The organism is Halorubrum amylolyticum, assembly GCF_004114995.1.
Classification (GTDB): domain Archaea; phylum Halobacteriota; class Halobacteria; order Halobacteriales; family Haloferacaceae; genus Halorubrum; species Halorubrum amylolyticum.
This window is the reverse complement of sequence record NZ_SDJP01000001.1, coordinates 335,092-356,787: the sequence shown is the minus strand read 5'-3', so window position 1 is coordinate 356,787 and position 21,696 is coordinate 335,092. Positions and strand designations below refer to the sequence as shown.

The 21,696-nt window shown below is 69.9% G+C and carries 19 protein-coding genes and 1 other RNA gene; 9 read left to right on the top strand and 11 right to left on the bottom strand.

All coding sequences use genetic code 11. The features are described from left to right. Positions 1 to 115: 115 nt before the first annotated feature. Complete coding sequence (locus tag ESO89_RS01685) at positions 116 to 424, top strand: HalOD1 output domain-containing protein (RefSeq protein WP_128903946.1); 309 nt, start codon at positions 116 to 118, stop codon at positions 422 to 424. Between the two features lie 31 nt (positions 425 to 455). Here the strand turns inward: ESO89_RS01685 and ESO89_RS01680 are convergent, their stop codons facing one another. The 8 genes from ESO89_RS01680 to ESO89_RS01645 form a co-directional block, all read right to left on the bottom strand. Continuing rightward, complete coding sequence (locus tag ESO89_RS01680) at positions 456 to 1,172, bottom strand: M48 family metalloprotease (RefSeq protein WP_128903945.1); 717 nt, start codon at positions 1,170 to 1,172, stop codon at positions 456 to 458. A 76-nt stretch (positions 1,173 to 1,248) separates the two neighbouring features. Beyond that, positions 1,249 to 1,908, bottom strand: a complete 660-nt coding sequence (locus ESO89_RS01675; protein WP_128903944.1) for a nucleotide-binding protein — start codon at positions 1,906 to 1,908, stop codon at positions 1,249 to 1,251. Then, complete coding sequence (locus ESO89_RS01670) at positions 1,905 to 2,696, bottom strand: DUF7857 domain-containing protein (protein ID WP_128903943.1); 792 nt, start codon at positions 2,694 to 2,696, stop codon at positions 1,905 to 1,907. The genes ESO89_RS01675 and ESO89_RS01670 overlap by 4 nt, the downstream gene beginning before the upstream one ends. Positions 2,697 to 2,739: 43 nt before the next feature. Further along, entirely contained in the window at positions 2,740 to 3,570 is an 831-nt protein-coding gene (locus ESO89_RS01665; RefSeq protein ID WP_128903942.1) for a DUF7856 family protein, read from the bottom strand. After that, the gene (locus tag ESO89_RS01660) at positions 3,567 to 3,905 is read right to left on the bottom strand and encodes a DUF7855 family protein (protein ID WP_128903941.1); all 339 of its coding nucleotides are present in this window, start codon (positions 3,903 to 3,905) and stop codon (positions 3,567 to 3,569) included. Before ESO89_RS01660 ends, ESO89_RS01665 begins: the two co-directional genes overlap by 4 nt. 51 nt (positions 3,906 to 3,956) lie before the next feature. Further along, complete coding sequence (locus tag ESO89_RS01655) at positions 3,957 to 4,265, bottom strand: DUF7854 family protein (RefSeq protein WP_128903940.1); 309 nt, start codon at positions 4,263 to 4,265, stop codon at positions 3,957 to 3,959. Further along, positions 4,266 to 9,893 (bottom strand): LAGLIDADG family homing endonuclease, encoded by a 5,628-nt coding sequence (locus ESO89_RS01650; RefSeq protein ID WP_128903939.1) that lies wholly within the window; start codon positions 9,891 to 9,893, stop codon positions 4,266 to 4,268. It abuts the gene before it with no gap. A gap of 93 nt (positions 9,894 to 9,986) precedes the next feature. Further along, positions 9,987 to 10,349, bottom strand: a complete 363-nt coding sequence (locus ESO89_RS01645; protein WP_128903938.1) for a hypothetical protein — start codon at positions 10,347 to 10,349, stop codon at positions 9,987 to 9,989. Between the two features lie 193 nt (positions 10,350 to 10,542). On the opposite strand from ESO89_RS01645, the gene ESO89_RS01640 reads away from it, so the two are divergent. Next, positions 10,543 to 12,885: a DEAD/DEAH box helicase gene (locus ESO89_RS01640; RefSeq protein ID WP_128903937.1), complete on the top strand. Its 2,343-nt coding sequence runs from the start codon at positions 10,543 to 10,545 to the stop codon at positions 12,883 to 12,885. A 104-nt stretch (positions 12,886 to 12,989) separates the two neighbouring features. Here ESO89_RS01640 and rnpB read toward each other — a convergent pair. Next, positions 12,990 to 13,341: RNase P RNA component (gene rnpB / locus ESO89_RS01635), an RNA gene on the bottom strand. Positions 13,342 to 13,511: 170 nt separating this feature from the next. Here rnpB and ESO89_RS01630 point away from each other — a divergent pair. Beyond that, positions 13,512 to 14,114 (top strand): TIGR00296 family protein, encoded by a 603-nt coding sequence (locus ESO89_RS01630; RefSeq protein ID WP_128903936.1) that lies wholly within the window; start codon positions 13,512 to 13,514, stop codon positions 14,112 to 14,114. Positions 14,115 to 14,151: 37 nt separating this feature from the next. On the opposite strand, the gene ESO89_RS01625 is transcribed toward ESO89_RS01630, so the two are convergent. Together ESO89_RS01625 and ESO89_RS01620 are read right to left on the bottom strand one after the other, a co-directional pair. Next, positions 14,152 to 15,309, bottom strand: a complete 1,158-nt coding sequence (locus tag ESO89_RS01625; protein ID WP_128903935.1) for a nicotinate phosphoribosyltransferase — start codon at positions 15,307 to 15,309, stop codon at positions 14,152 to 14,154. Between the two features lie 88 nt (positions 15,310 to 15,397). Next, the gene (locus ESO89_RS01620; RefSeq protein ID WP_128903934.1) at positions 15,398 to 17,260 is read right to left on the bottom strand and encodes an Hvo_1808 family surface protein; all 1,863 of its coding nucleotides are present in this window, start codon (positions 17,258 to 17,260) and stop codon (positions 15,398 to 15,400) included. Positions 17,261 to 17,427: 167 nt separating this feature from the next. On the opposite strand from ESO89_RS01620, the gene ESO89_RS01615 reads away from it, so the two are divergent. The 6 genes from ESO89_RS01615 (at position 17,428) to hisD (ending at position 21,662) form a co-directional block, all read left to right on the top strand. Further along, entirely contained in the window at positions 17,428 to 18,006 is a 579-nt protein-coding gene (locus ESO89_RS01615; protein WP_128903933.1) for a cysteine hydrolase family protein, read from the top strand. Between the two features lie 193 nt (positions 18,007 to 18,199). Further along, positions 18,200 to 18,751 carry a preprotein translocase subunit SecD family protein gene (locus ESO89_RS01610; RefSeq protein WP_128903932.1) on the top strand — a complete coding sequence of 184 codons (552 nt, stop codon included), beginning with the start codon at positions 18,200 to 18,202 and terminating at the stop codon, positions 18,749 to 18,751. Positions 18,752 to 18,844: 93 nt separating this feature from the next. Then, positions 18,845 to 18,967, top strand: coding sequence for an HVO_2523 family zinc finger protein (locus ESO89_RS18365; protein WP_394345365.1), 123 nt, complete (start codon positions 18,845 to 18,847; stop codon positions 18,965 to 18,967). A gap of 139 nt (positions 18,968 to 19,106) precedes the next feature. Further along, positions 19,107 to 20,072, top strand: a complete 966-nt coding sequence (locus tag ESO89_RS01605) for a phytoene/squalene synthase family protein (protein ID WP_128903931.1) — start codon at positions 19,107 to 19,109, stop codon at positions 20,070 to 20,072. A 17-nt stretch (positions 20,073 to 20,089) separates the two neighbouring features. Then, positions 20,090 to 20,299 (top strand): hypothetical protein, encoded by a 210-nt coding sequence (locus ESO89_RS01600; protein ID WP_128903930.1) that lies wholly within the window; start codon positions 20,090 to 20,092, stop codon positions 20,297 to 20,299. A gap of 85 nt (positions 20,300 to 20,384) precedes the next feature. Then, on the top strand, positions 20,385 to 21,662 hold the full coding sequence (gene hisD, locus ESO89_RS01595; RefSeq protein WP_128903929.1) for a histidinol dehydrogenase: 1,278 nt from the start codon (positions 20,385 to 20,387) through the stop codon (positions 21,660 to 21,662). Positions 21,663 to 21,696: the final 34 nt, after the last annotated feature.

Below are 21,696 nucleotides of genomic sequence, written 5' to 3'. Positions count from 1 at the left end.
TGCCATGGTACCGCGTGGCTATCGCTCCGGCATCGGTGTTTCGCTCGTCGCTGAAAATTTCAATACCGATAGACGTGTGCGATCCTTTATACGGGCGTTCGACGCCGATCCGGATATGAGCAGCGTAACGTCGAATTCCCCGGGCGGCGAGTCGGGTTCGGAGGCGGTCCGCGTCGAACACGGCGACGACGACGGTCCGGCGCCGAGCCACGCCGTCGTCGAGGCCGTCGCCGGCGCCGCCGGCGTCGACCCGATCGATCTCGCCGACGAGGCGGGGATCCTCCTCTACGATCACATCGACTTGGAGGCGCTGGACGCGCTCGTGGCCAGCCATTCCGGGGCCGACCTCGGCGTCTCGCTGTCCGTCGCCGACTACGAGGTCAGCGTCGACGCGACGGCGGTCGTCGCCGAGCCCGTCCGGTAAGCGTTCCACCCGGCTTCCGTCGAGAGGGAGGCTACGATGCCCCGTCCGACCCCGCTCGCTCCCGCAGCGCCGCGATCCGATCGCCGAGCGGCGGCTGCACCTCGAACCACGTCGACCAGTCGCCGGTCTCCGGTTCGACCCCGCGGATCGCCGCCACGCGCTCGAACGCGTCGGCGACCCGGCCCGCGCCGACCGCGTCCGCCGCGCGGTCGTCGGCCGCGTACTGCACCCGCCGTCCGACCCAGAAGGCAGCGAGCCCGACGGCGACGAGCGACGCGAACCCCGCGTCGAACGCCACCGTCGCGGTGACGATTGCCGCCAACACGCCGACCACCGCCGCGACCGAGACGGCCCGGAACTCGCCGTAGTACGTCTCGACGCGGCCGGCCTCGGCCGCGAGGAGGCCGATGGCGACGTCCTCGTCCACGTCGTCGAGCACGGCCTCCGAGAGGAACAGCACGCGCCGACGGGGCGGGCCGCGGACCGCCACCTCGATGCGGCCGACGCTGTCGCTTCCGGGGTCGTCCCCGTCGGCTTCGTCCCCGCCGACTTCGCCCCCATCGCGGCACTCGATCGCGATCCGATCGACGTCGAGCCCGGCGGTCTCGCGGAGGTAGTCGAGGCGACCGCGCTCGGCGGGGGTCGGCTCCCGGAGGTCGCGGAACCGGTCGGCCGCGTACAGCGGACCGATCTCGACGGCGAGAAACGTTAGAACGGTGACCCCGACGAGCAAGGCGACCGTGAGCATCGTCCGCGGGTCCGTTCCGGAGCGGTAAAAAGACGTGACTTCGCGGTCAGGCGGGGCACCGAGGGTCGTCACGGCGTCACCGCCCGTCAGCGGGGACCCGCCGAGCGAGTTCCCGGACCGCTTCCGCCGCGGCGCTGTCGGGCGCGCCGTCGACGATCGGTCGCTCGTCGACGACCGAGCGCCCGACGCGCGGGTCGGCGGGGACGACGGCCGCCGGCGCTCCGAGCGCGTCGGCGATCGCGTCGGTCGGCGGCTCCTCGGTCACTCGGTTGACCGCGCAGCCGACGAGTCCGGCGTCGAGCTCGCGGGCGAGCTCCCGGGTCCGGACCGCGTCGGCCAGCGCGAACGCCCGCGGCGACACGACGAGCAGGCAGGCGTCCGCGACCGCGAGCGGCACGCCGGCGTCCGCGCGCCGCCCCGCCGGACAGTCGAGCACGACGGTACCGCGCTCCCGCTCGATCGTCGCCACCGCGGCTTCGAGCCGCCGGAGGTCGGCCGCTCGCGCGCCGGCGAGAGTCCGACCGCAGGGAACGACGTCGACCGGACCGGCGCGCAGCGTCTCGATCGGGTCGGCCTCGCCGGCGAGCACGTCGTGGAGGTCAGGTCCGCGGCCGCCGGGCAGATCCGCCATCCCGAGGTCGGCGTCGACGACGACGGCGTCGAGCGCGGCGGCGACGTTGTACGCGAGCGTCGTCTTCCCGACGCCGCCCTTCCCGCCGGCGACCGCGAGGATCACGCGAGCCGCTCCAGCGCCTCGACCGGCGCGTCTGTCGCCTCCGCGCGCGTCGCAAGGGTCGACGCGCGCTCGCTCAGCTCCCGGAGCCGCGACGCGTCCGCGGCGACGCGCTCGTCGAGCCCGGCGACCCCTCCGAGCCCGCCCGCCTCCGCGACCGCCTCCGTCGCGGTCGCCAGGTCTGCGTCGGTCAGCCGCTCCGCCCGCCCGATCCGCGCCTCGATCCCGTGGAGCCACGCTTCGACGCCGGACTCCCCGTCGGTGTCGGCGCCGGCGGGGGCACCGGCGCCTCGATCGGTCGGCGGTCCGGTGTCCTCGCCGCCCGTCCCGTCCGCGCCGTCGGCCTCGGTCGCCCCGCCTCGGTCGCCGACGTCCACTCCTCTCCCGATGTCAACCTCTCCCCCGACGACCCCGTCCCTCGGCGGACGGTGGTCCCCGAGGTTCCGTAGGGCTTCGGCCGTCGCCGACGCCGCCCCTTCCGCCGCTCGTTCGGTCGAGGGACGGCCCGCCGCCGGTTCCACCGTTTCCACCTCGCGGATCTCTACCGGCGGGTTCGCCGGCGAGGCGCGGGCCGCGAAGCCGATCGCCCGTCGCTCGCCCGGCTCCAGGCGGAGCGTCACGCCCGACTCGTCCCAGCCGACCTCCGGCGCCCCGGCCCGGCGCGGCGGGAGCACCGGGCCGTCAAGCAGGCTCTCGATCCGAACGCGTCGCCCGACCGCGTCGCCGTTGCGAATCCGACACCGCACCAGCGACACGCCGCCTTCGCGGTCGACGCTCCAGGTGAGGTCCATACGCCCGGTGTCCGCGGCATCGCACTTAACCTGTGACCCGTCGTCACGCCCGCGGCGGCCCGTGCGGTCGGACGACCGGGGCGTCGACCACCGCCTCCGGCGGGCATCGGCGGCGGTCGGCGATCCGGCGGACCGCCTCCTCGCCCAACGCGACCGGCCTGTCGAGGTCGGCGATCCGAACCGCCGCCAGCGACGCCGCGAGAGGCGGGCCGTCGTACGCCGCGGGCCTCGCGCCGGCGTCGGCGGGATCGGCGCCCGGAACGACCGATAGCGCGTCGCGGAACGCTGGGTGCATCTCCCGCGCGAGCTCTCGGCGCGCGTCCCGGCGTCGGTTCCGTAGGCGATCCCGGAGTTCGAGCCGCCGCTCGCGGGCGTCGCGGATGTCGGCAGCCCGGTCGCGGGCGCGCTGAAGCGCCTGCTCGGCCGCGATCCGCTCGCTCTGTGCGGCCGACAGCTCCGCGGCCGCCGACTCCAGGTCGCCGAGCGCCTCGTCGGTCTCCGCCTCGATCTCTCGGCGCGCTTGCACGGCCCCGCGGAGGGCCGCGACGCGCTCCTTCAGCCGCTCCTCCTCGCCGCTCGCGGCCGCGACCCGGCGCCGGGCCGCGTCGAGGTCGACCGGTTCGACCTCGATCGCCGCGACGCGCTCGCGGACCTCGATCAGTTCCGCCTCGATCGACGACGACAACCCGAGCGTCCGGGCCGCCGCCGCGAGTTCGCGCCGGAGGCTCGCCCCCGTCGGCACGCGACCGATCACGGCGGCCGGCTCTGGGATCGCCGGCTTTGGGGCCGCCGGCTCGGGAACGACCGCGCTCTCGTCGCTCTCGGGCGCTTCGTCGGGCTCCACCCGATCGCGCCGTCCTCCCGCACCGGTCACAGCTCGTCGCCCCGCATCGAGTCCGGGTCCGGGTGGTCCGTCCCGGCGGCGAACGCGGCGTACGGCGTCGCCTTCGCGTCGCGGTTCGCGTACGCGCTCGCCGCCTCGCGGACCGAGTCGTCGAGCGCGACGAACTCGTTGAACGGCTCCGTCCGTTCGATCTGTACGTCTCCGCCGTGCGACTCGCGCAGTCGGAGCGCGAGAAACGCGGCGTACACCGTCCCGTCGAGCAGCGCCGCCCGCCCGAACCGTCGCGCGACCGTCTCCTCGTGGCGGCGACACAGGTTTCGGAGGCCGGTGCGAGCCGCCGTCGAATACGTCACGACCAGCAGCACGAACGCGCCTGATCGACTCTGAAACTTATCGGTTCCGAACTGATACGGCGATCACACTCGTTCCACGTCGAATTCGGGGACTGAGCCGGTGTCAATATCTGTCGAATCTCCTAAACTATCCTCCCCGGAAAGCGCGAGCACGCGCTCTCGCGCCGCGGGCGCCGAAGGCGCGACCACGATCGTTCCGTCGACCGGCTCCTCGCCGACCGCGCGGAACACGTCGTCGTCGCCGTCGAACTCGGTGGCGTACGTCCGGAGGACCGCCGCCACGCGCCGCTCGGTGTCGGCGAGGTCGGCGTCGCCGCTCTCGAACGCGCGGAGCGCGTCCTCGACGTTCCGTATCGCGGAGATCCGGTCCATCTACGTCGTCCGGAGGTGACCCTGCTTGGGTTCGTACACTTCGCCCTTCGTCCGGAGCTTCTCGATCTCCCCTTCGGCCTTCCCCGGGTCCATCCCGATCTCGCCGGCGCGGTCGAGCACCTCGTCGACGGGCGCGCCCTCCTCGAACTCCTCTTCGATGTCCGCGATGAGCCCCTTGATGTTCTTGATGCGGTCGCGCTGGCTCTTGGAGGTACCCGTCTCGACCACGTCGGCGTCGAACTGCCCCGTCTCCGGATCGACGCCGATGTCCTTGAGACACGACTCGACGATGTCGGTCGCGCGGTCGGCGTCCTCGCGCTCGACGGTGTCCGAGAGCCGGACCCGCGCGCTCGCCTCCGAGAGCCGCACCATCGCCTCCAGCTTCCGGGCGGTGACCGGGACCGGGGCGTCCTCGTCCGCGCCCTTCGAGCGCAGGTCGACGTAGAACTCCTCTATGAGCTCCTTCGCCTCCTCCGTCATCGTCGGGTAACAGGAGCGTTTCGCGTGGGCGATGTACTTCCGGAGCAGCTCGGCGTCGATCTCCGGGGCGACCTCTTGGGTCACCTCCGCGACCTGATCCGAGGTGAACTCCGAGCTCGCCAGCTCCTCGCGCTGGGTGTTCAGCTCCCCCGCGTAGTTCGTCTTGATGATGTGTTTCGCCAGCCGGGAGTCGTGTTCGGGGTCCGGGCTGTCCGTCACCGTGAAGATCAGGTCGAACCGCGAGATGAGCGCGGGTTCGAGGTCGATCTGCTCGCCGATCGGCTCGTACTGGTCGAACCGGCCGTACTTCGGGTTCGCGGCGCCGAGCAGGGAACACCGCGCCTTCAGCGTCGCGTTGATCCCCGCCTTCGAAACGGAGATCTTCTGCTGTTCGAGCCCCTCGTGCATCGCGGAGCGGTCCGAGGAGTTGTGGACGACGAGGCCGCTCGCGACGAAGTTGTGCGTCCCCTCGACGGTCAGGTCGTACACCTTCGGGGTCCGTCCGTCCTCGATCCGAGCGAAGAGCGAGCGCAGCTCCTGCTTGACGGCGTCGACTTCGCCTCCGATCGCTTCGCGGAGATCGCCGAGCCGGTCAGTCTCGACCGATCCGGACAGCCACCGGGAGACGGTCGCCTGATCCACGTCGAGCGACGACGCGACGTCGGCCTGACTGACGCCGTACGCGTCGAGCGCCCCCACCTTTTCCTCTCGCGTTTCCCCGATCGGATCCCGTTCGAGAAGGTTCCGAGCGCGTCGCTCAACGGTTTCTACGGGGCCGCCGAGTACGTCCGCGAGCCGCTGGCGAAGCACCTCGCGGCGGTGCTCGGTCGACTCCGTCGGGACTGTCTCGACCGACTCGACCCGGCGCCACTTCACGTCTCCGCGGACGAACTCTCGCAGGTCACCGAGGTCGGTCTCGGCGACCGCCGTGAGGACCTCTCGCAGTCGGCCGATCACGGTGCGGCGAACCTCGCTGCTCTCGCCCCACTCGCGGGAGATCTGCTGTTGTGACAGCGCCGTTCCCTCGGCGAGTTCGGACTGGGAGACGTGGTACCGATCGCGTATCTCGGTGAGAAGTTCCCACGTCGGCTCTCCATCGAGCGCGCGGCGGTCCTCGGCTGCTGCCTCCAGTCTGTCCTCGAATGCGGCGAGTATCTGGCACGCTCGATGGAGTGACACGTTCGCAGTTCCACTCTCGAAGTCGTGATACGTGCCCGCGTCGAGCCCGCACTCGCTCTGGTGAAGCCGAAGTGACCCGCGACACCGCGCGAGGGTGTCGTCGACCTCCGGAATTACGTCGAGGATCGTGCGGTCGCCGTCGGCGGCCTCGACCACTCGGTCGAGCGCCTCCGCCTTCCGAGTCGCGGTGAATCCGATGGCACGGTGGAACGCCCCGAGCGAGTCGGCGTCGGTCACCGTGAGGTAGTACACATCTCGGCCTCCGTTTCGTCCGCGACGCTGCAACTGGCTCGACACGCCGAACTGTAAGAGGAGGGTCCGCGTGCCTCGAAGCAGGCCCCGGCTCGCCGACGCTATCCGAACGTTGCCAGCCGATTCGTCGACGTGGCCCTCGCTGTCCGCGAGCGCGCGGACGAACGCGGCCTTCGCCGCGCGGTTTCCGGTCGAAACCGGGGTCGGGAAGCACTTCTCGTCGTACCGACCGAGATTCATCCCGGCCTCGAGGACGCCGTCCGCGTACCCCTTTCCGGTGACGCGGACCGTCTCGACGCCGCCCTCACCCTTTTCGCTTGGCGGGCGAACCGGCTCCGCGCCGAACGCCTCCCGCGCCGCCCGCTCGAAGTCGGCCAGCAGTTCGTCGTCGGTGTTGGTGAACCGGACGCCGTAGACGCCCTCCTCGCGGTCGTAATATACGTTCCCGTCGCCGGAGAGGTACCCGAGGACGCTCGCCATCGCGGTGTCGACTCCTTCTCCGTCGTCGGCCGATCCGGTATCGGCGAACTCGGCGTCGGCGGCACCGTTCTCCGTCGTCACCGCTCCGGCGCCGTCCGCGGCTTTCGTCGGAACCGCACGAGGGACGTACACCCAGTCGCCCGCGTCGAGCGCGGCCGCCTCGCGCTCGACGCGCTCCCCGTCGTCGAGGACGAAGAACGGGTGATCGGCCGTCGCGGTCAGCGACTCCCCGGTCTCCATCGTCACGCGGGTCAGCTCCGACGGCGCGTCGTACTCGTGGACTGAGCAGACGGGACGCTCGACCAGCCGCCCGTCCTCGTCCATCGACCAGACGTCGAGGTCGACGCCGCGGATTCGTCGGCCGTTCGAGAGCTCCTCGATCTCGCCGTCTTCGGCGGCCTCTCGTGCCAGTTCGTCGATGCGTTCGACGCGTCCGTTGGCGAGCGAGACCAGCGTGTCACCGGTGACGCAGTCCATCTTGTCGAGCTCGTCGACTGCGGCGATCCCCTTGTCGGCGAGCACGAGCGCGCCGGCTTCGAGCGACCACTGCTGGCCGTCGCCGAAGTCGTCGCGGACCGCCGCAGCGGTGTTGTGTGTCACGAGTCCGTTCCCGAGGAAGTTGTGCGTGTCCGGAACCGTTAGGTCGAACACCTCTTTCTCGCCGGTGTCCTCGGCGTCAACGACTTCGTCCCAGACGAGATCCGCGTTGGCTACCTCCTCTACGACGGGGCCAACATCACCGAGATCGAGGTCATCGATCATCGAGAGAGTCCGATCGCGACTCGGGTCCTCGCCACGGTTCAGATTCTGCCAGTATTCACCTGCGCCTCCATCGGCACGAGCGAGAGTACTACCGATAGGCAGGAATTCGCCGCGTCGAGGTGCGTCGTTGACAATCTTGTCCAACGCACCGGACTTGTTCGTCGACCGGAATCCGATCTGGCCGGCAAACCGATCGAGCTCCTTCCCGTATATTGCTAGATGCGTTTGAACCGATGTCGACTCGATCTCGTGGCCGTCGGCACGTTTGTAGGTCCCGCGGCGATCGCGCTCGCGTGTCCGAGACCGTACGCCGTACGTTTCCAACATCAGCTGAACCTGCTCGGCGAGTTCGCTACAGACGGTCGAAAACTGAACGCTGGATCCCCCGTTATCGCGTCCACACACGGATCCGTCAACATCGAACAGGCCCCGTAGGAAGGCGTCGGCGTGTTCGGCGGTCGTGAGCTTCGGATCGAGGGCGATATCGTCTTTTGGCGACTCGACGCCGACGTTGCTGAAGAAACGGGCAACCGTCGCACTGTGAAGTCGAACACAGGGAACACGATCCTCCTGATACTCGATATCGACAGACTTGCCGAACTTCGTCTCGATGATGTCTGCGGCACGTTCCAGCAGCTCCTCGTCGGAGTTCGAAATACGGACGTGACCGCGATTTCCACCACGACGGGAAACCATCACGTCACCGTCGCCGAAGACGAGTCCGATCAAATACATCAGATTCGCGTCGAACTCATCGGGTATCGTAACTCCGCCGCCGTGGCGGAGCATCACACGATCGATGTCGATATCATCGATAGCGGTACCGATCGCCGCGAGAACCGTGTCTAATTTATCGAGTGGTATGTGTCGATTTGAGAGCGTGTCGTACACGAAGTCCTCGGAAAGGCCGAGTTCGGCTGCGGCGTCGCGGAGCGTTCCGAACTCTTCCGTGAGTTCGTCGCGAAGGAACTCAACCGATTCAGCCGTCGGCTTGATCTTCTCCTCCGTGAATTCGACGTACTCACGGACTGGTGGGGACGAACGATCGATGTCGGTGTACTTCGGTACCCCGATGTGGTCGCCAGCGTCGACGTCCGAGATCGACTTCCACTCGATCCCGTTCTCGTCGCAGACGAGGACGGGCGTGTTGACAGATGCTTCGAGATCCTTTCCGTGCGCGGTCTCGATTCGCCGACACGGCTTCTCCGGCATCCGCCAGACGTGGGAACTTTCGGTGAGATCGATCCTTCCAGACGCTCGATCGAAGGTGTAGAGATCGTGTTCTGCGGTGCTACTCGTCTCCACATCGACCGGTTTCGTATGATACTCTGTCGCGATCTCGCGGATCGGTACGAACCCGTCTGAAGTGTGTATTTTCGTATCGCCGGTGACACACAGTCCTGCGGCAGATGATCCCTTTCCTGAAGTATAAACTGATCTTGGGGCAATATTCTCGACATAACTGATCATCTGAGACTTCCCTGTACCCGGGTCACCGATGAGAAGCATATGCAGGTCCCCGCGGATCCGCGACCCGTCGGGGAGGTGTTTGGTGACGCCGGAGAACAGCTGGAGGATCATCGCGAGCTTCTCCTCCTCGTAGCCGTAGATGGCCGGGGCGATGGAGTCGACCATCGCGTCGTAGATGTCGTCGCGGTTAGAGAGCTCGATGATCTCGCGTTTGTCCGCCTCCGTGATGTCCATGTCCTCGAACTCCTCGTCCTCGATACCGATGGAGACGCCGTCCATGTACAGGTCGAAGATGGCGGACTTCTCGTTGCCCTGTTCGACCTGCTCGATGTGGAGGACGCCGACGCAGGTGACGTGGTCGCCGGGGCTCACCTCGCCGGTGATGTCGTCGACGATGTCGATGTCGATGCTCTGGGGCGTCTCGCCGCCGCGGAGCCCCTCGGGCGACTCCTGGATGCGGAGCTTCTGGGAGTCGATGAACTCCGACTGGTCGAAGTTGACGCGGAAGGGGCCCTGTCGCTCGCAGCCCTGACACTCGTGGGGCTCCTGGAAGCCGCCGTCGCTCTGGGGGATGTACGTCATCGTGCCGCAGCGCTGGCACTCGAAGGCGGCCTCGGTCACCTTCGGGCGGACGTCCGTCGCCTTGCGGACGATGCCCTTGATCGAGACGAGCTTGCCGATGTGGTCGTCGTGGACGCGGATGCCGCGAATGTCGATGCTCTCGGGGAGGTTCTCGATCCGGACGTGCGCGCGCCCGAGACTGACGTCCGCGGGAAGGTCGTAGAGCCGCAGCGCCTCCTCGGCGTACTCGCGCATCTGCTCCGGTTTCGTGCGGAAGTCTTCGGCGAGGTCGCGGTCGAACTGGTAGAGGTCGTCGTACTCGACGTACAGCGAGCGCTGTTCGTTGGGGTATCGCTGCGCAAGCTGTCCGATCTCCTCACGGTAGTAGTTACGGTAGAACTGAATGAACCGCTCCGTGAGGTCCTGATTCCCGGCCTGAGCCATTACGAAACCACTTCGTCGCCATGACGTATGAACCTCATGCTCGGAGCGGAGGTGGATCGCGACCGCTCCCGTTCGACCGAACACCCGGTCTTGCTACGCCTTCGTCACGAACGTCGCGTCGGCGGAGGTGCGGCCGTCGTTGAAGGAGAGCACCTTCGCCCGGATTACGTCGCCCTTCGCCACGTCGCCGGGGATGTCCTCGGTGAAGACGACGAACCCCTCGACCTTGCCGACGGCGACCTCCTCGCCCGAGTGGTGGTCGGTGAGCTCGGTGACGCCGAACTCGTACGTCTCGCCGATCTCGACCGGCGGCTCGCGCGCCTGTGCGGCCTCGTGAGCCCGTTTTGACTCGCGAGCGTCCGGTGAGGGGGCGCGCAGGCGGCGCACGACGACCAGCAGGACGAGCAGGACGATCACGGCGGCGGCACCGATGACGACCGGCGACGACGGTATCATACCGGGCGGTCGACCCGCTGTCACGTAAACGCTCGGGGTCGCCGGCGAGCCGGACGGGACGGACCGACCGTCCCCACCGCCCGCCTCGGTCGGGCCGGCCACATGAGAAACGCCTTTGCGCTTGAAGCCCCCCGTTCGACGTGATGCGAACGACTCTCGGTCGCCGTCGAGTCGCCCACGGGCGTGGTGCGGCGTGAAGGTCGCGGACGCGGTGCCGGAGTTCGCCGACGCCTTCGGGTTCGAGGAGTTCAACCGGATGCAACGCGAGGCGCTGCCGGGGATCTTGGAGACCGACCACAACGTCGTCGCGTCGGCGCCGACGGCCTCCGGAAAGACCGCGCTCGCCGAGCTCGCGATCTGCAAGACCCTCTCGGAGGGCGGAACGGCGCTCTTCGTCGCGCCGCTCCGCGCGCTCACCAACGAGAAGGAGAGCGAGTGGGAGCGGTTCGAGGAGCTCGGCTACTCCGTGTACGTCGTCTCCGGCGAGCGCGACCTCAACCCCCGCCGCGCCGAGCGCGCGGACGTGCTCGTGACGACCCCGGAGAAGGCCGACAGCGCCACTCGGAAACACGACTCCGGGCGTTATTCGTTCATCACCGACGTGGACTGCGTCGTCATCGACGAGGTCCACCTGCTCGACAGCGAGAAGCGCGGCGCGGTGCTCGAAGTCACCGTCTCGCGGCTCCGCCGCCTGCAGGACCCCCGCGTCGTCGCGCTCTCGGCGACGATGCCGAACATCGCGGACGTGGCCGAGTGGCTCGACGCGCCCGCGGAGACGACCTACGAGTTCGGCGAGGAGTACCGCCCGGTCGACCTCGAAACGGGCGTCAAGACGTACTCGCACGGGTCGAACGCCTTCGCCGACAAGTACCGCCGACTCTACCGCGCGCTCGATCTGGCCGAGCCGCACGTACGCGAGGACGGGCAGGCGCTCGTGTTCGTCTCCTCGCGACAGGACACCGTACAGGCCGCCAAGAAGGCGCGCGACGAGATCACCGACCGCGACATCCCGATCGACTCGCGGGGCGACTACGACTTCCACAACGAGGCGAAGGAGTTGACCAACGACACCCTCCGCCAGTCGGTCACCGACGGCGTCGGCTTCCACCACGCCGGACTCGGGAAGGAGGACCGCGACCGCGTCGAGGAGTGGTTCAAGCAGGGGAAGATCAAGTTCCTCTTCTCGACGTCGACGCTGGCGTGGGGGGTGAACCTCCCGGCGCGCTGTGTCGTCATCCGTGACACGAAGTACCACGACCCGCTGGAGGGCGAGACCGATATATCGCCGCTCGACGTGCTCCAGATGCTCGGGCGCGCGGGCCGCCCCGGCTACGACGACGTGGGGTACGGTTGGGTGGTCTGCGACCGCGCGGACGCCGACAAGTACCGCACGCTGCTGAAGGAGGGCAAAGAGATCGAATCGCGGCTCGCCGCCGAACTGGAATCGCACCTCAACGCCGAGATCGCGATGGGCACCATCCGCGGGCTCGAAGACGTGATGGAGTGGTTGGAGACCACCTTCTACTACGTCCGCGCCGAGTCGAAGCCCGACGAGTACGAGTTCGCCACCCTCCGCGACCGCGTCCGCGACACCCTCGAATCGCTCGTCGACGACGGGTTCGTCGCGGCCGACGACGACCTCGCGATCGAGCCGACGGCGCTGGGGAGACTCGCCTCGAAGTACTACCTGCGGCTCGACACCGCGCGCCGCTTCCGGCGGCTCGCCGACCGGGAGACGCTGACGGTCGATTCGGTACTGGAGACGGTCGCGTCGGCCGGCGAGTTCGACTCGGTCTCGGCGCGGTCGGCCGAGTCGGACGCGATCGACCGGGTCCTCGACGGCCGCGACACCGACCTGGAGGACGGCCACCGCAAGGTGTTCGCGATCCTGCTCGCCGGGATGGCCGACTCGATCCCCTCGGACCTGCGCTCGGACGCGTGGGTGATCCGGCAGAACGCGCTCCGCCTGCTCGCCGCGCTCTCGGAGTTCCTCGACCGCTTCGCCGGGCCCCGCGCCGCCAACCTCGCGTGCCGGGTCGAGGCGCGCGTCGAGCACGGCGTCTCCCGCGAGGCCGTCGCGCTCACCGCGATCGACGGGGTCGGCTCCGGCCGCGCCGAGCGGCTCGCGGACGCCGGGCTCACCTCGCCCGCCGAGGTCGTCGACGCCGGCGCGAGCGAACTGGAGAACGCCGGCATGAGCGGCTCCGTCGCCGAGCGCATCGTCGACGCCGCGGGGGACTGCCCCCGGATCGACGTCGACTGGGGCGACTTCCCCGACGCCATCGCCGCCGGCGAAAACGAGATGCGCGAGGTCGCCGTGGCCGCCGTCTCCGGGAGCGCTCGCGCGGGCGTCCGCGTTACCGTCAACGACGTGGAGATGACCGCGACGACGACGTACCTCGACGGGGAGACGACGGTCCCGGTCGGCGTGTTCGGGCCGCCCGACGCCGCCGAGCTGGAGTTCGTCGTCGAAGTCGTCTTCCCCGACCTCCCGCTGATGCCGGTGCGGGCCACGCGGACGGTTCGGGTGGCGTAGGCCCGTCGGCGTCGGGACCCGGTCTCCGTGGGTCGCCGACGGCGACGACGTATCTCACGGGCGACGACACCGACGGAGACACCGGTCGCTCACGAGCGAGAGCGGACTGAGGGGAGTAAGCCCCCTTCGGTTCGTCCCGACATTCGGCTGAGCGTCCGCGCCGTGGCCGGACTACCTTGTGGCGCGGACTTGCACCGGCGAGGATTCGCCGTTCCATCCGTTCCCGCCCGTCTGTAACGTGGCGAAGCCACGCCAACGTGGCGAAGCCACGCGCCCTCACCGGGTTAACTCCCTTCCCTTGCGGGTCGGTTCGCGCGGATCATCGGTCGGGGCGGGGGGTGTCGTTGCTGTTCCAGAGCCAGCCGTCTCCGACTCCGGGCGTGTGCCCGGTCGCCTGTCCGGCCGGTGGGGGGACTTTCCTCATGCCAGCGGCACGGGAGTCGGGCTCCCTCTGTCCGTTCCCGTCTAGCCGACGCCCGTGAATAAGGGGTTCGGTCGGCGAGAGACCGCGGCGGTCGCCGGCGGCGACACCGATCCGCGCCGTCCCAGATCCCCCCGTCGCGAGGGCGCGAGCGGCCGGGTTCGCAAGGGAAGCGTTCAAGTCGTCAGCAACGTAAGGGACTATCATGTCCGAGGCTCAGACCGTTCAGCTGTCGTACGACGACGGTGCACGAGCGGTCGAACTCGCGCGGGAGGCGGTCGAGTCGTTCGTCCGACACGGGCAGCGCGAACAACCCGGGAGCATGCGCGAGGCGTTCTACGCCCGCACTGGGGCGTTCGTCCGGCTGGAGTCCACGAGGGGGAGAGGGCGGCTCCGCGGCTGCGCCGGCGCGTGGGAGACCTCCGACCAGCTCGGCCACGCCATCGTCGAGGCCGCCATCAAGGCCGCCTCCGACGACTCCTGTGGCTCCGAGGTCGAACCGAAGGAGCTCGACAACATCACCGTCTCCGTGTTCATCGTCTCGAACACGGTGCTCACCAACGACCCCCTCGCCGACCTGAAGGTCGGCACCCACGGCGTCGCCGTCGACGGCGGCAACTCCCACGGCTGGCTTTACCCGACGGTCCCCGTCGAGAACGGCTGGTCCGGCGCCGAGTTCCTCTCGCGCGCCTGCCGGAAGGCGAAGCTCGCGCCGAACGCGTGGGAGGACGAGGAGACGATGGTGACCCTCATCGAAGGGCAGGTGTTCCGAGAGCGCGCCGACGGCGGCGCGGTCGAGGAGCTGTAGTCGACCCGCACGAACGACCCGCTTTTCAGCCGCTCCGTTACTCCGCCCCGTACCCCACAGCCTCCGCGTCGGCGATCGCGCGCTCCGCCGCGGCGTCGATGTCGAACGCGTCGTCGTCGACCACGTCGCCGCCCCGGATCACCGGCTCCATGAGCGACTCGGCGCCCTCGGGACCCGAGCGGTCCGCCAGCCCGACCGCGTGGGCGCCGTCGGCGGTGCGGTACACGTCCTTCGCGCCGGAGAGCTTGCCGCGCTTGGCGGCCGGCTCCCCCCCGACCTCGACCACGTCGAGCGCGAAGTCGACCGGGTCGGCGTTCGAGACGTAGCCGCCCACGCCGAAGCCGTCGACCACGTCGCGGAGCCCCCGGAGGTCGCCGGGACCGAGACCACCGGAGACGTACACGTCGATTTCGTCGTGGCCGCGAACGTCCAGTTCCCACCCGACCTCCCGAACGATGTGTCTGAAGTCGCCGCGGCGCGAGCCGGTGGTGTCGAGCCGGACGCCGTCGAGCCGGTCGCCGAGCGTCTCGGCCGCACGCAACACCTCGTCGACCTCGTCGGAGTAGGTGTCACACAGGGCGATCCGCGGGACCGACTCGTCGACGCCCTCGTCGAAGGCGCGCCACGCCGCCTCCTGCTCGCCACGCCCGAAGCAGATGGCGAGCGCGTGCGGCATCGTCCCCGACGCCTCCCGGCCGATCAGGTCGCCGGCGGCGACGTGCGAGAACCCGTCGAGGCCGGCAACGAGCGCCGAGCGCTCGACCGCGGCGGTCATCGACGGGTGGACGTGGCGCGCGCCGAACGAGAGCACCTGCGAGTCCGGCGCCGCGACCCGACAGTCGAGCCCGGCGGTCGCGATCCCGGAGGCGTGCGAGAGGAAGCCCAACAGCGAGGTCTCCAGCCGCCCGAACGCGAGGTACGGTCCCTCGATCCGCATCACCGGGCCGCCGTCGAACAGGCGCCCCTCGGGGATCGCGTCGACGTCGACGTCGCGTCCCTCCAGGAGCGCGACCGCGTCCTTCAGCCCGGCGAACAGCTCGAAGTCGCCGTCGGGGAACTGATCGGCGGTGACCTCGGCGACGACGCGGGGGTTCCGCCCCGCGTGCTCCAGGGCGGTCTCGGTCTGCTCGAAGTACGCGTCGGTCGCCCGGCCATCGCGGATCGCGGCCGCGTCGACGATGTCGAACTCGGTCATGCCCGACGGTTCGGCCGCGGGGGAGGAAAAGCCACCCGGGTCGGACGGGGGCGTCTCTCCGGACGATACCGATCGCGACCGACCGCCGTCAGGGCCGCACGCGGGCCGCGAAGAGGGTCACCGCCGCGAGCAGGCCGACGACCGCGACGGGGAGGCCGAATCCGGGTACGCCGTCGTCGGTGGCGGCGTCGGGACCGGGAGAGCCGTCGGGGTCGCCGCCGAGGTCGTCGTCCCCGTCGGCGTCGCTCCCGTCGGTCACGTCCGCGTCGTCGCCGTCGGTCCCGTCGTCGCCGTCGGTCCCGTCGTCGCCGTCGGTCCCGTCGTCGCCGTCGGTCGCGTCCGCGTCGTCCCCGGTGGAGGGGCGGTCGAGGTCGGCGTCGGGCCGGAGGTCGAGCACGTCGGCGGGCTCCGGGGCGTGCGCGATCGTCACGGTGGTCCCGTTCCGCTCGACGCCGTAGGCCCCGCGGAAGTCGCCGTCAGCGACCTCGTACACCTCGCCCTCGGCGTAGTCGTCGCCGCCGTGGGCGGTCAGCATGCGCAGGTACGTCTCGCGGAACTCGGTCGCGTCCGCGGCCGTCTGCCACTCGGTCACCCAGACGTAGCCGTCGTCGCCGGCCGTCGCGTTCGCGTCGTCGCCGGCCGTCGCGTTCGCGTCGTCGCCCGCGGTGGCGTTCGCGTCGTCGCCCGCGGTGGCGTTCCCGCCCGCGGTGGCGTTCCCGTCGTTCCGATAGGGGTACAGCTCGTCGCCCGCCCAGCCGTCGGTGGACTCGTGGGCGTAGTTGTAGTTCGCGCGGGTCCGGAGCCGCTCGTCCGGCTGCGTGTGGATCTGCACATTTTCCCGAATCGTCGCGTCCGGGTCCAACACCGCGTGGCGATACTCGTAGCTCTGGTACCAGAACATCACGAACATCGACGCCTCGCCGGCGGTGTCGGAACCGTTGACTCCTCGGTCCGAGTACGTCTCCCACCCGCCGGTCGCCGTGTCCTCGAAGGCGACCTCGCCGGTCTCGTAGTCGGGCTCGCGGTGGATCACCTCCGAGGTCGCGGTCGGCGGCGCGTTCATCGTCTCGTTGACGGCGCTCCACCCCTCCTCGTCGACGAGTTCCTCGACGTAGAGCGCGCCGTCGGCGTACGGCTGGAGCACGGTCTGGAGAATCCCGAAGTTGTAGTCGGACGCCGGCCCACCGCCCCCACCGGCGGAGTCGGGCGGGGCGAGGCAGGTCCAGTTGGCGGCGCAGCGCGCGTCGTACGCCTCCTCGACGTGGACCGCCTCGCCCTCCACGATCCCGTCCACCGCGAGGTCGGCGTCCTGCGTGGCGCCGACGTATCGGGGTCGGGTGAGGTCGTGGTACTGGTCCTGCATCGCGTGGACCAGCTCGTGCGCCAGCGTCGACGGGTCGATCTGGGGGTCTTCGCCCTCCGGGACGACGAGGACGATCCGGTCTTGGCCCGGCGAGTAGAACCCGGTGACTGCCCCGCCGTAGACGCCGTCGATCGCGTCGGTCGCGTTCCCGTCCTCGCCGACGACGAACAGCGCCTTCCACACCTGGTCGTTCCAGCGTCGGTACTCGGGCTCGGAGCCGCCCGAGCCCCCGCTCGCGGAGCCGTTCGTGAACTCGGAGCGCGTGACGGTCTCGACCGGCACGTCCTCGCGGAAGGGGCGCTCGCGGACGTGCTCGACGCGGGCCATCGTCAGGTGGGTCAGCTCCTCCAACTCCGACTCGGTCAGCCCGTCCGTCTGGTTGAACGCGAGCGCCTCCTCGTAGTGCGTTCCGTTCCAGCAGCCGACGGTGTCGGTCCCGGCGCCGGCGTCGCACTCCGCGGCGGTCGCGCTGGCCGGGGCGTCTCCCGGGATCGCGGCCGCCGGTCCGGCGGCGACGGCCCCGCCGACGCCGATCGAGAGGAGGGCTATCGCGGCCGCGACGAACGAGACGGTGAGAACCCGTCGCATAGGTGCGATTACGGCCGACCCGATAAGTAGTTTGTCGGTGCGGTCGCGGCAACGACGCCGGACTGCGAGCGGCGCTGCGGTGGCATCGGGCTGCGAGCGGCGCCGCGGTGGCACCGGACCGCGAGCGGCGCCGGTGGTTTTTGAGTTCGGGCGTCCAATCGCCGCGCATGCCGTACGATCCGACCGAGACCGCGGTGATCGTCGTCGACATGCAGAACGGGTTCTGTCACCCCGACGGGAGCCTCTACGCCGAGCCGAGCGAGGCGGCCGTCGAGCCGGTGACCGCCCTCGTCGACCGCGCCCGCGACGCCGGCGCGAGCGTCGTGTACACTCGGGACGTACACCCGCCCGAGCAGTTCGACGAGACGCACTACTACGACGAGTTCGACCGCTGGGGCGAACACGTCGTCGAGGGGTCGTGGGACGCCGAACTCGTCGGCGACCTCGACGTGCGCGACGGGGACCACGTCGTCGAGAAGCACACGTACGACGCCTTCTACCGGACGGATCTGGAGGGGTACCTCGACGCGCACGGGATCGACGACCTGCTGATCTGCGGGACGCTCGCGAACGTCTGCGTGCTCCACACCGCCGGCAGCGCGGGCCTCCGCGACTACCGCCCCGTCGTCGTCGAGGACGCGCTCGGGTACATCACCGAGGAGCACCGGGAGTACGCGGTCGACCACGCCGACTGGCTGTTCGGCGAGACGGCGAGCCGCGAGTCGATCGCGTTCGGAGAAGCGTAGGAGTTGCATACGGGAACAGACACCGAGAGTAACACCGGTCGTCTCCTTCAGCAGAACTCATCTCAGCGCGTGTAAGCCTTTGTGTAATACGATAGAACCAGTTCCGAGGCGGTTCCGGCCGGCTTCCCGACCCCGTTATCACCCGCGTGAATCGGCGTGAAACCCTTTTTACCGCCGACGGGGACCGTCGCGTATGGAACTCTCTCGACGCGGCATGCTCGGCGGGCTCGGGGCCGCGCTTGCGGTCGGGGCCGTCGGGTTCGCCGGCGCCGCCTCGGTGACCGACGGCGACGCGAGCGGCGGCGGTCTCGGCTCAGACGGGGGCGCGGTCGGAGCCGGAGGGGCCGGCGGCGACCGGTCCGAGTCGGTCGCGGCGGACCCCGAAGCCCCGTTCGAGGCGCGCCTGCTCCGCGACGGCGAGGACGACCGGCGGCTCTTCGGGGCCGGCGACTTGGACCGCGTTCAGGGCGTGATCGCCGAGGGCGACGAGTACCGCGTGTACGTCTCGCTCGACGACGCGGGGATCGAGGCGTTACGGACGGGGCTGGCGGACGCCGGGGCGACGGACGAGCCGGATCGGTTCGCGGTGTCGATGACGCTCGACGGGACCGAGGTCAGGCGGGTCGAGCTGGACGAGGCGACCGTCTCCGCGCTCACCGACGAGGAGTGGGGCGGCGTGTTGACGCTCCCGTTCGGCGAGGAGCGGGTGGCGGAGTCGGTGTACGACTCGCTGGCCGACGAGTGACCCGCACGCTCCGCTCTGCGCGTTTCTCCGCCGAGGACAGCGGTTATGGCGGACGCGCCCGTTCGACCCGGTATGAGCGACGCCGAGAGTGAGATGACGGCCGACGCCGGCGGGCGGCCCTGTCCCCTCTGTGAGACGCCGATGTACCACCGCCACTGCAAGTACGTCTGTCCGGACCACGGGGTCGTCTACGACTGCTCTGACACCTTCTACTGACGCCGGGGATCGCGACCGGCGAGCCCCGCCGTCGGGCGCCGAACCACGCTGTGCGAACTGTTATGTTTTTGCAGGCCGACCCGTATGTTATGATTGGCGACCCGCTCTCGACCCCCGCTGCCGACTGTCAGAGGTCAGCATGGTAGAGGAGACGCAGGTTGCCCGGGGGAAGCGAATTCAGCGTCGGACCGGGAAGACGTTCCACGTCGCGACCCGGCTGCTTCCCGAGCGCATCCGTCACCCGACGTACGTGCTGTACGGCTTCTTCCGGATCGCGGACGAGGTCGTCGACGCCGCGGACACCGCGCCGCCGGACGAACAGTGGGCGGAGCTGGACCGGCTCCGCCGGGCCGGGCTGGGCGAGGCGGAGACCGATGACCCGGTGTTGGCGGCGTTCGCCGCGGTGTGCGACGAGCACGACATCCCGGACGGAGACGTACACGCGTTCGTCGACGCGATGGCGAGCGACATCGACACCGACCGGTACGAGACCTACGAGGAGCTGGAGTCGTACATGGACGGCTCCGCGGCCGCCGTCGGTCGGATGATGACGGCGATCATGGAGCTCGACGAGGAGGCCGAGGCGAAGGCGCTCCCCCACGCGACGAAGCTCGGCGAGGCGTTCCAGATGACGAACTTCATCCGGGACGTGCGCGAGGACGCGGTCGAGCGCGACCGGGTGTACCTCCCGCTGGAGACGCTCCGGCGGCACGGCGTGAGCGAGGAACAGATCCTCGATCTGGAGTTCGACGACGACGTGGCGGCCGCGGTCCGCGAGGAGCTTTCTCGGGCCGAGCGGCTCTACGAGGAGGGCGTTGCGGGGATCAAGTACCTCCCCGAGGACTGCCAGCTGGCGGTGCTGCTCGCGGCGGTGCTGTACGCGGACCACCACCGGCTGATCCGGGATCTGGGGTACGACACGGTGTCGACGACGCCGGAGCTCTCCTTCGTCCGCAAGATCTCCCTGCTCGTCCGGACGCGCTGGAAGTGGCAGTGGAACAGAGACCCCGAGGCGGTGTTCTACGAGATGTGCGGCGGCTTCGACGCCGCCAGCGAACACCGCGAGCACGGGCTGCACGGGCCGGGGATTCCCCAGTCCGACTGATCCGGAGGCGAGGCGCCGTGAACAGGTCCCGGTTCGTCGGCCTCGCGCTCGCCGCGTTCGGCCTCGTCTTCGTCTCGTTCGTCGTCCGCGGCACGACCCGCCTCGTCGCGCCCTACGAGGTCGCCGTGGCGCTGTCGGCGCCGATCCTCTTCGCCGCCGCGGCGCTGCTGGTCGGGCTGGTCGCGATCGCGACGCTGGACGTGACCGGGATTCGGCCGCTGGAGTGAGGGGGTCGATCGGCCGAGCCGAGCGAGCGCCGATCGTCGAGGGAAGAGTCGGAACGCCCTTTTGACCGCGGTCCCGAGTGCGGGTATGGACGTACGAACCGTCGCCGACCTCTCGCCGGCCGAGCGCCGCGCCTTCTTCGAGCGCGACGCCGGCGTCGACGCGGTCCGCGACGACGTGAGCGAGATCGTCGGCCGGGTGCGCGAGGAGGGGGACGTGGCGCTGCGGGAGTTCTCCGAGGAGTTCGACGGCGTGGCCGTCGGCAACATCGACGTGACGGACGACGCGGAGCGCGCGCACGCCGAGCTCGACGACGCGGACGACCCGGTCCTCGACGCGGTCCGCGAGGCGGCCGCCAACATCCGCGCGTTCCACGAGCGACAGCGACCCGAGGACTGGCGCGAGGCGTTCGGCGACCGCGAGCTGGGGCGCCGGTTCCGCCCGATCGACCGCGCGGGGGTGTACGTGCCCGGCGGCGCGGCGGCGTACCCCTCCAGCGCGCTGATGGGCGTCATTCCCGCGACCGTGGCGGGTGTCGACCACGTCTCGGTCGCGACCCCGCCCGCCGAGGAGCTGAACCCGGTGACGCTCGCGGCGATCCACGAGGCCGGCGCCGACGCGGTGTATCAGGTCGGCGGCGCGCAGGCCATCGCGGCGCTCGCGTACGGGACGGAGACGGTCACGAACGCCCAGAAGGTCGTGGGGCCCGGCAACAAGTGGGTCACCGCCGCGAAGGCGGTCGTGCAGGGCGACGTGGAGATCGACTTCCTCGCCGGCCCGAGCGAGGTGCTCGTGCTCGCCGACGAGACGGCCGACCCCGACCTCGTCGCCGCCGATCTGGTCGCGCAGGCCGAGCACGACCCGAACGCCTCCGTGGTCGCGGTCACCGACGACGCCGCCCTCGCCGACGCGGTCGACGAGGCGGTCGACGAGCAGGCCGCCGGCCGCGATCGCGAGGAGACGATCCGGGCCGCCCTCGACAACGACGCCTCCGGCGTCCTCCGCGCCAGATCGATGCCCGAGGCGGTGCTGTTCGCCGAGGAGTACGCGGCCGAGCACCTCTCGATCGTGGCCGACGACGACGAAGCGCTGCTCTCCCGGATCTCGAACGCGGGCTCGGTGTTCCTCGGGCCGTACTCCCCCGTGGCCGCCGGCGACTACGCGGCCGGGACGAACCACGTGCTGCCGACGAACGGCGGCGCGAAGCGGTACGGCGGGCTCTCCGTCAACACCTTCCTCCGGTCGTCGACGGTCCAGCGCCTCGACCGCGACGCGCTCGACGGGCTCTCCGACACGATCACGACGCTCGCGGAGGCTGAGGGGTTGGAGGCGCACGCCGAGAGCGTCCGGAAGCGGTTCGAGTGACGGAATCGAGTCGATGAGGCGGAAGGCGGCAGAA

Excerpts from the sequence above, each read along its gene's own strand:
- ESO89_RS01620 (WP_128903934.1), bottom strand. The coding sequence starts at position 17,260 with ATGCGACGGGTTCTCACCGTCTCGTTCGTCGCGGCCGCGATAGCCCTC.
- ESO89_RS01615 (WP_128903933.1), top strand. The coding sequence starts at position 17,428 with ATGCCGTACGATCCGACCGAGACCGCGGTGATCGTCGTCGACATGCAG.
- ESO89_RS01645 (WP_128903938.1), bottom strand. The coding sequence starts at position 10,349 with ATGATACCGTCGTCGCCGGTCGTCATCGGTGCCGCCGCCGTGATCGTC.
- ESO89_RS01655 (WP_128903940.1), bottom strand. The coding sequence starts at position 4,265 with ATGGACCGGATCTCCGCGATACGGAACGTCGAGGACGCGCTCCGCGCG.
- ESO89_RS01650 (WP_128903939.1), bottom strand. The coding sequence starts at position 9,893 with ATGGCTCAGGCCGGGAATCAGGACCTCACGGAGCGGTTCATTCAGTTC.
- ESO89_RS01630 (WP_128903936.1), top strand. The coding sequence starts at position 13,512 with ATGTCCGAGGCTCAGACCGTTCAGCTGTCGTACGACGACGGTGCACGA.
- ESO89_RS01685 (WP_128903946.1), top strand. The coding sequence starts at position 116 with ATGAGCAGCGTAACGTCGAATTCCCCGGGCGGCGAGTCGGGTTCGGAG.
- ESO89_RS18365 (WP_394345365.1), top strand. The coding sequence starts at position 18,845 with ATGACGGCCGACGCCGGCGGGCGGCCCTGTCCCCTCTGTGAGACGCCG.
- ESO89_RS01605 (WP_128903931.1), top strand. The coding sequence starts at position 19,107 with ATGGTAGAGGAGACGCAGGTTGCCCGGGGGAAGCGAATTCAGCGTCGG.
- ESO89_RS01610 (WP_128903932.1), top strand. The coding sequence starts at position 18,200 with ATGGAACTCTCTCGACGCGGCATGCTCGGCGGGCTCGGGGCCGCGCTT.
- ESO89_RS01680 (WP_128903945.1), bottom strand. The coding sequence starts at position 1,172 with ATGCTCACGGTCGCCTTGCTCGTCGGGGTCACCGTTCTAACGTTTCTC.
- hisD (WP_128903929.1), top strand. The coding sequence starts at position 20,385 with ATGGACGTACGAACCGTCGCCGACCTCTCGCCGGCCGAGCGCCGCGCC.
- ESO89_RS01625 (WP_128903935.1), bottom strand. The coding sequence starts at position 15,309 with ATGACCGAGTTCGACATCGTCGACGCGGCCGCGATCCGCGATGGCCGG.
- ESO89_RS01670 (WP_128903943.1), bottom strand. The coding sequence starts at position 2,696 with ATGGACCTCACCTGGAGCGTCGACCGCGAAGGCGGCGTGTCGCTGGTG.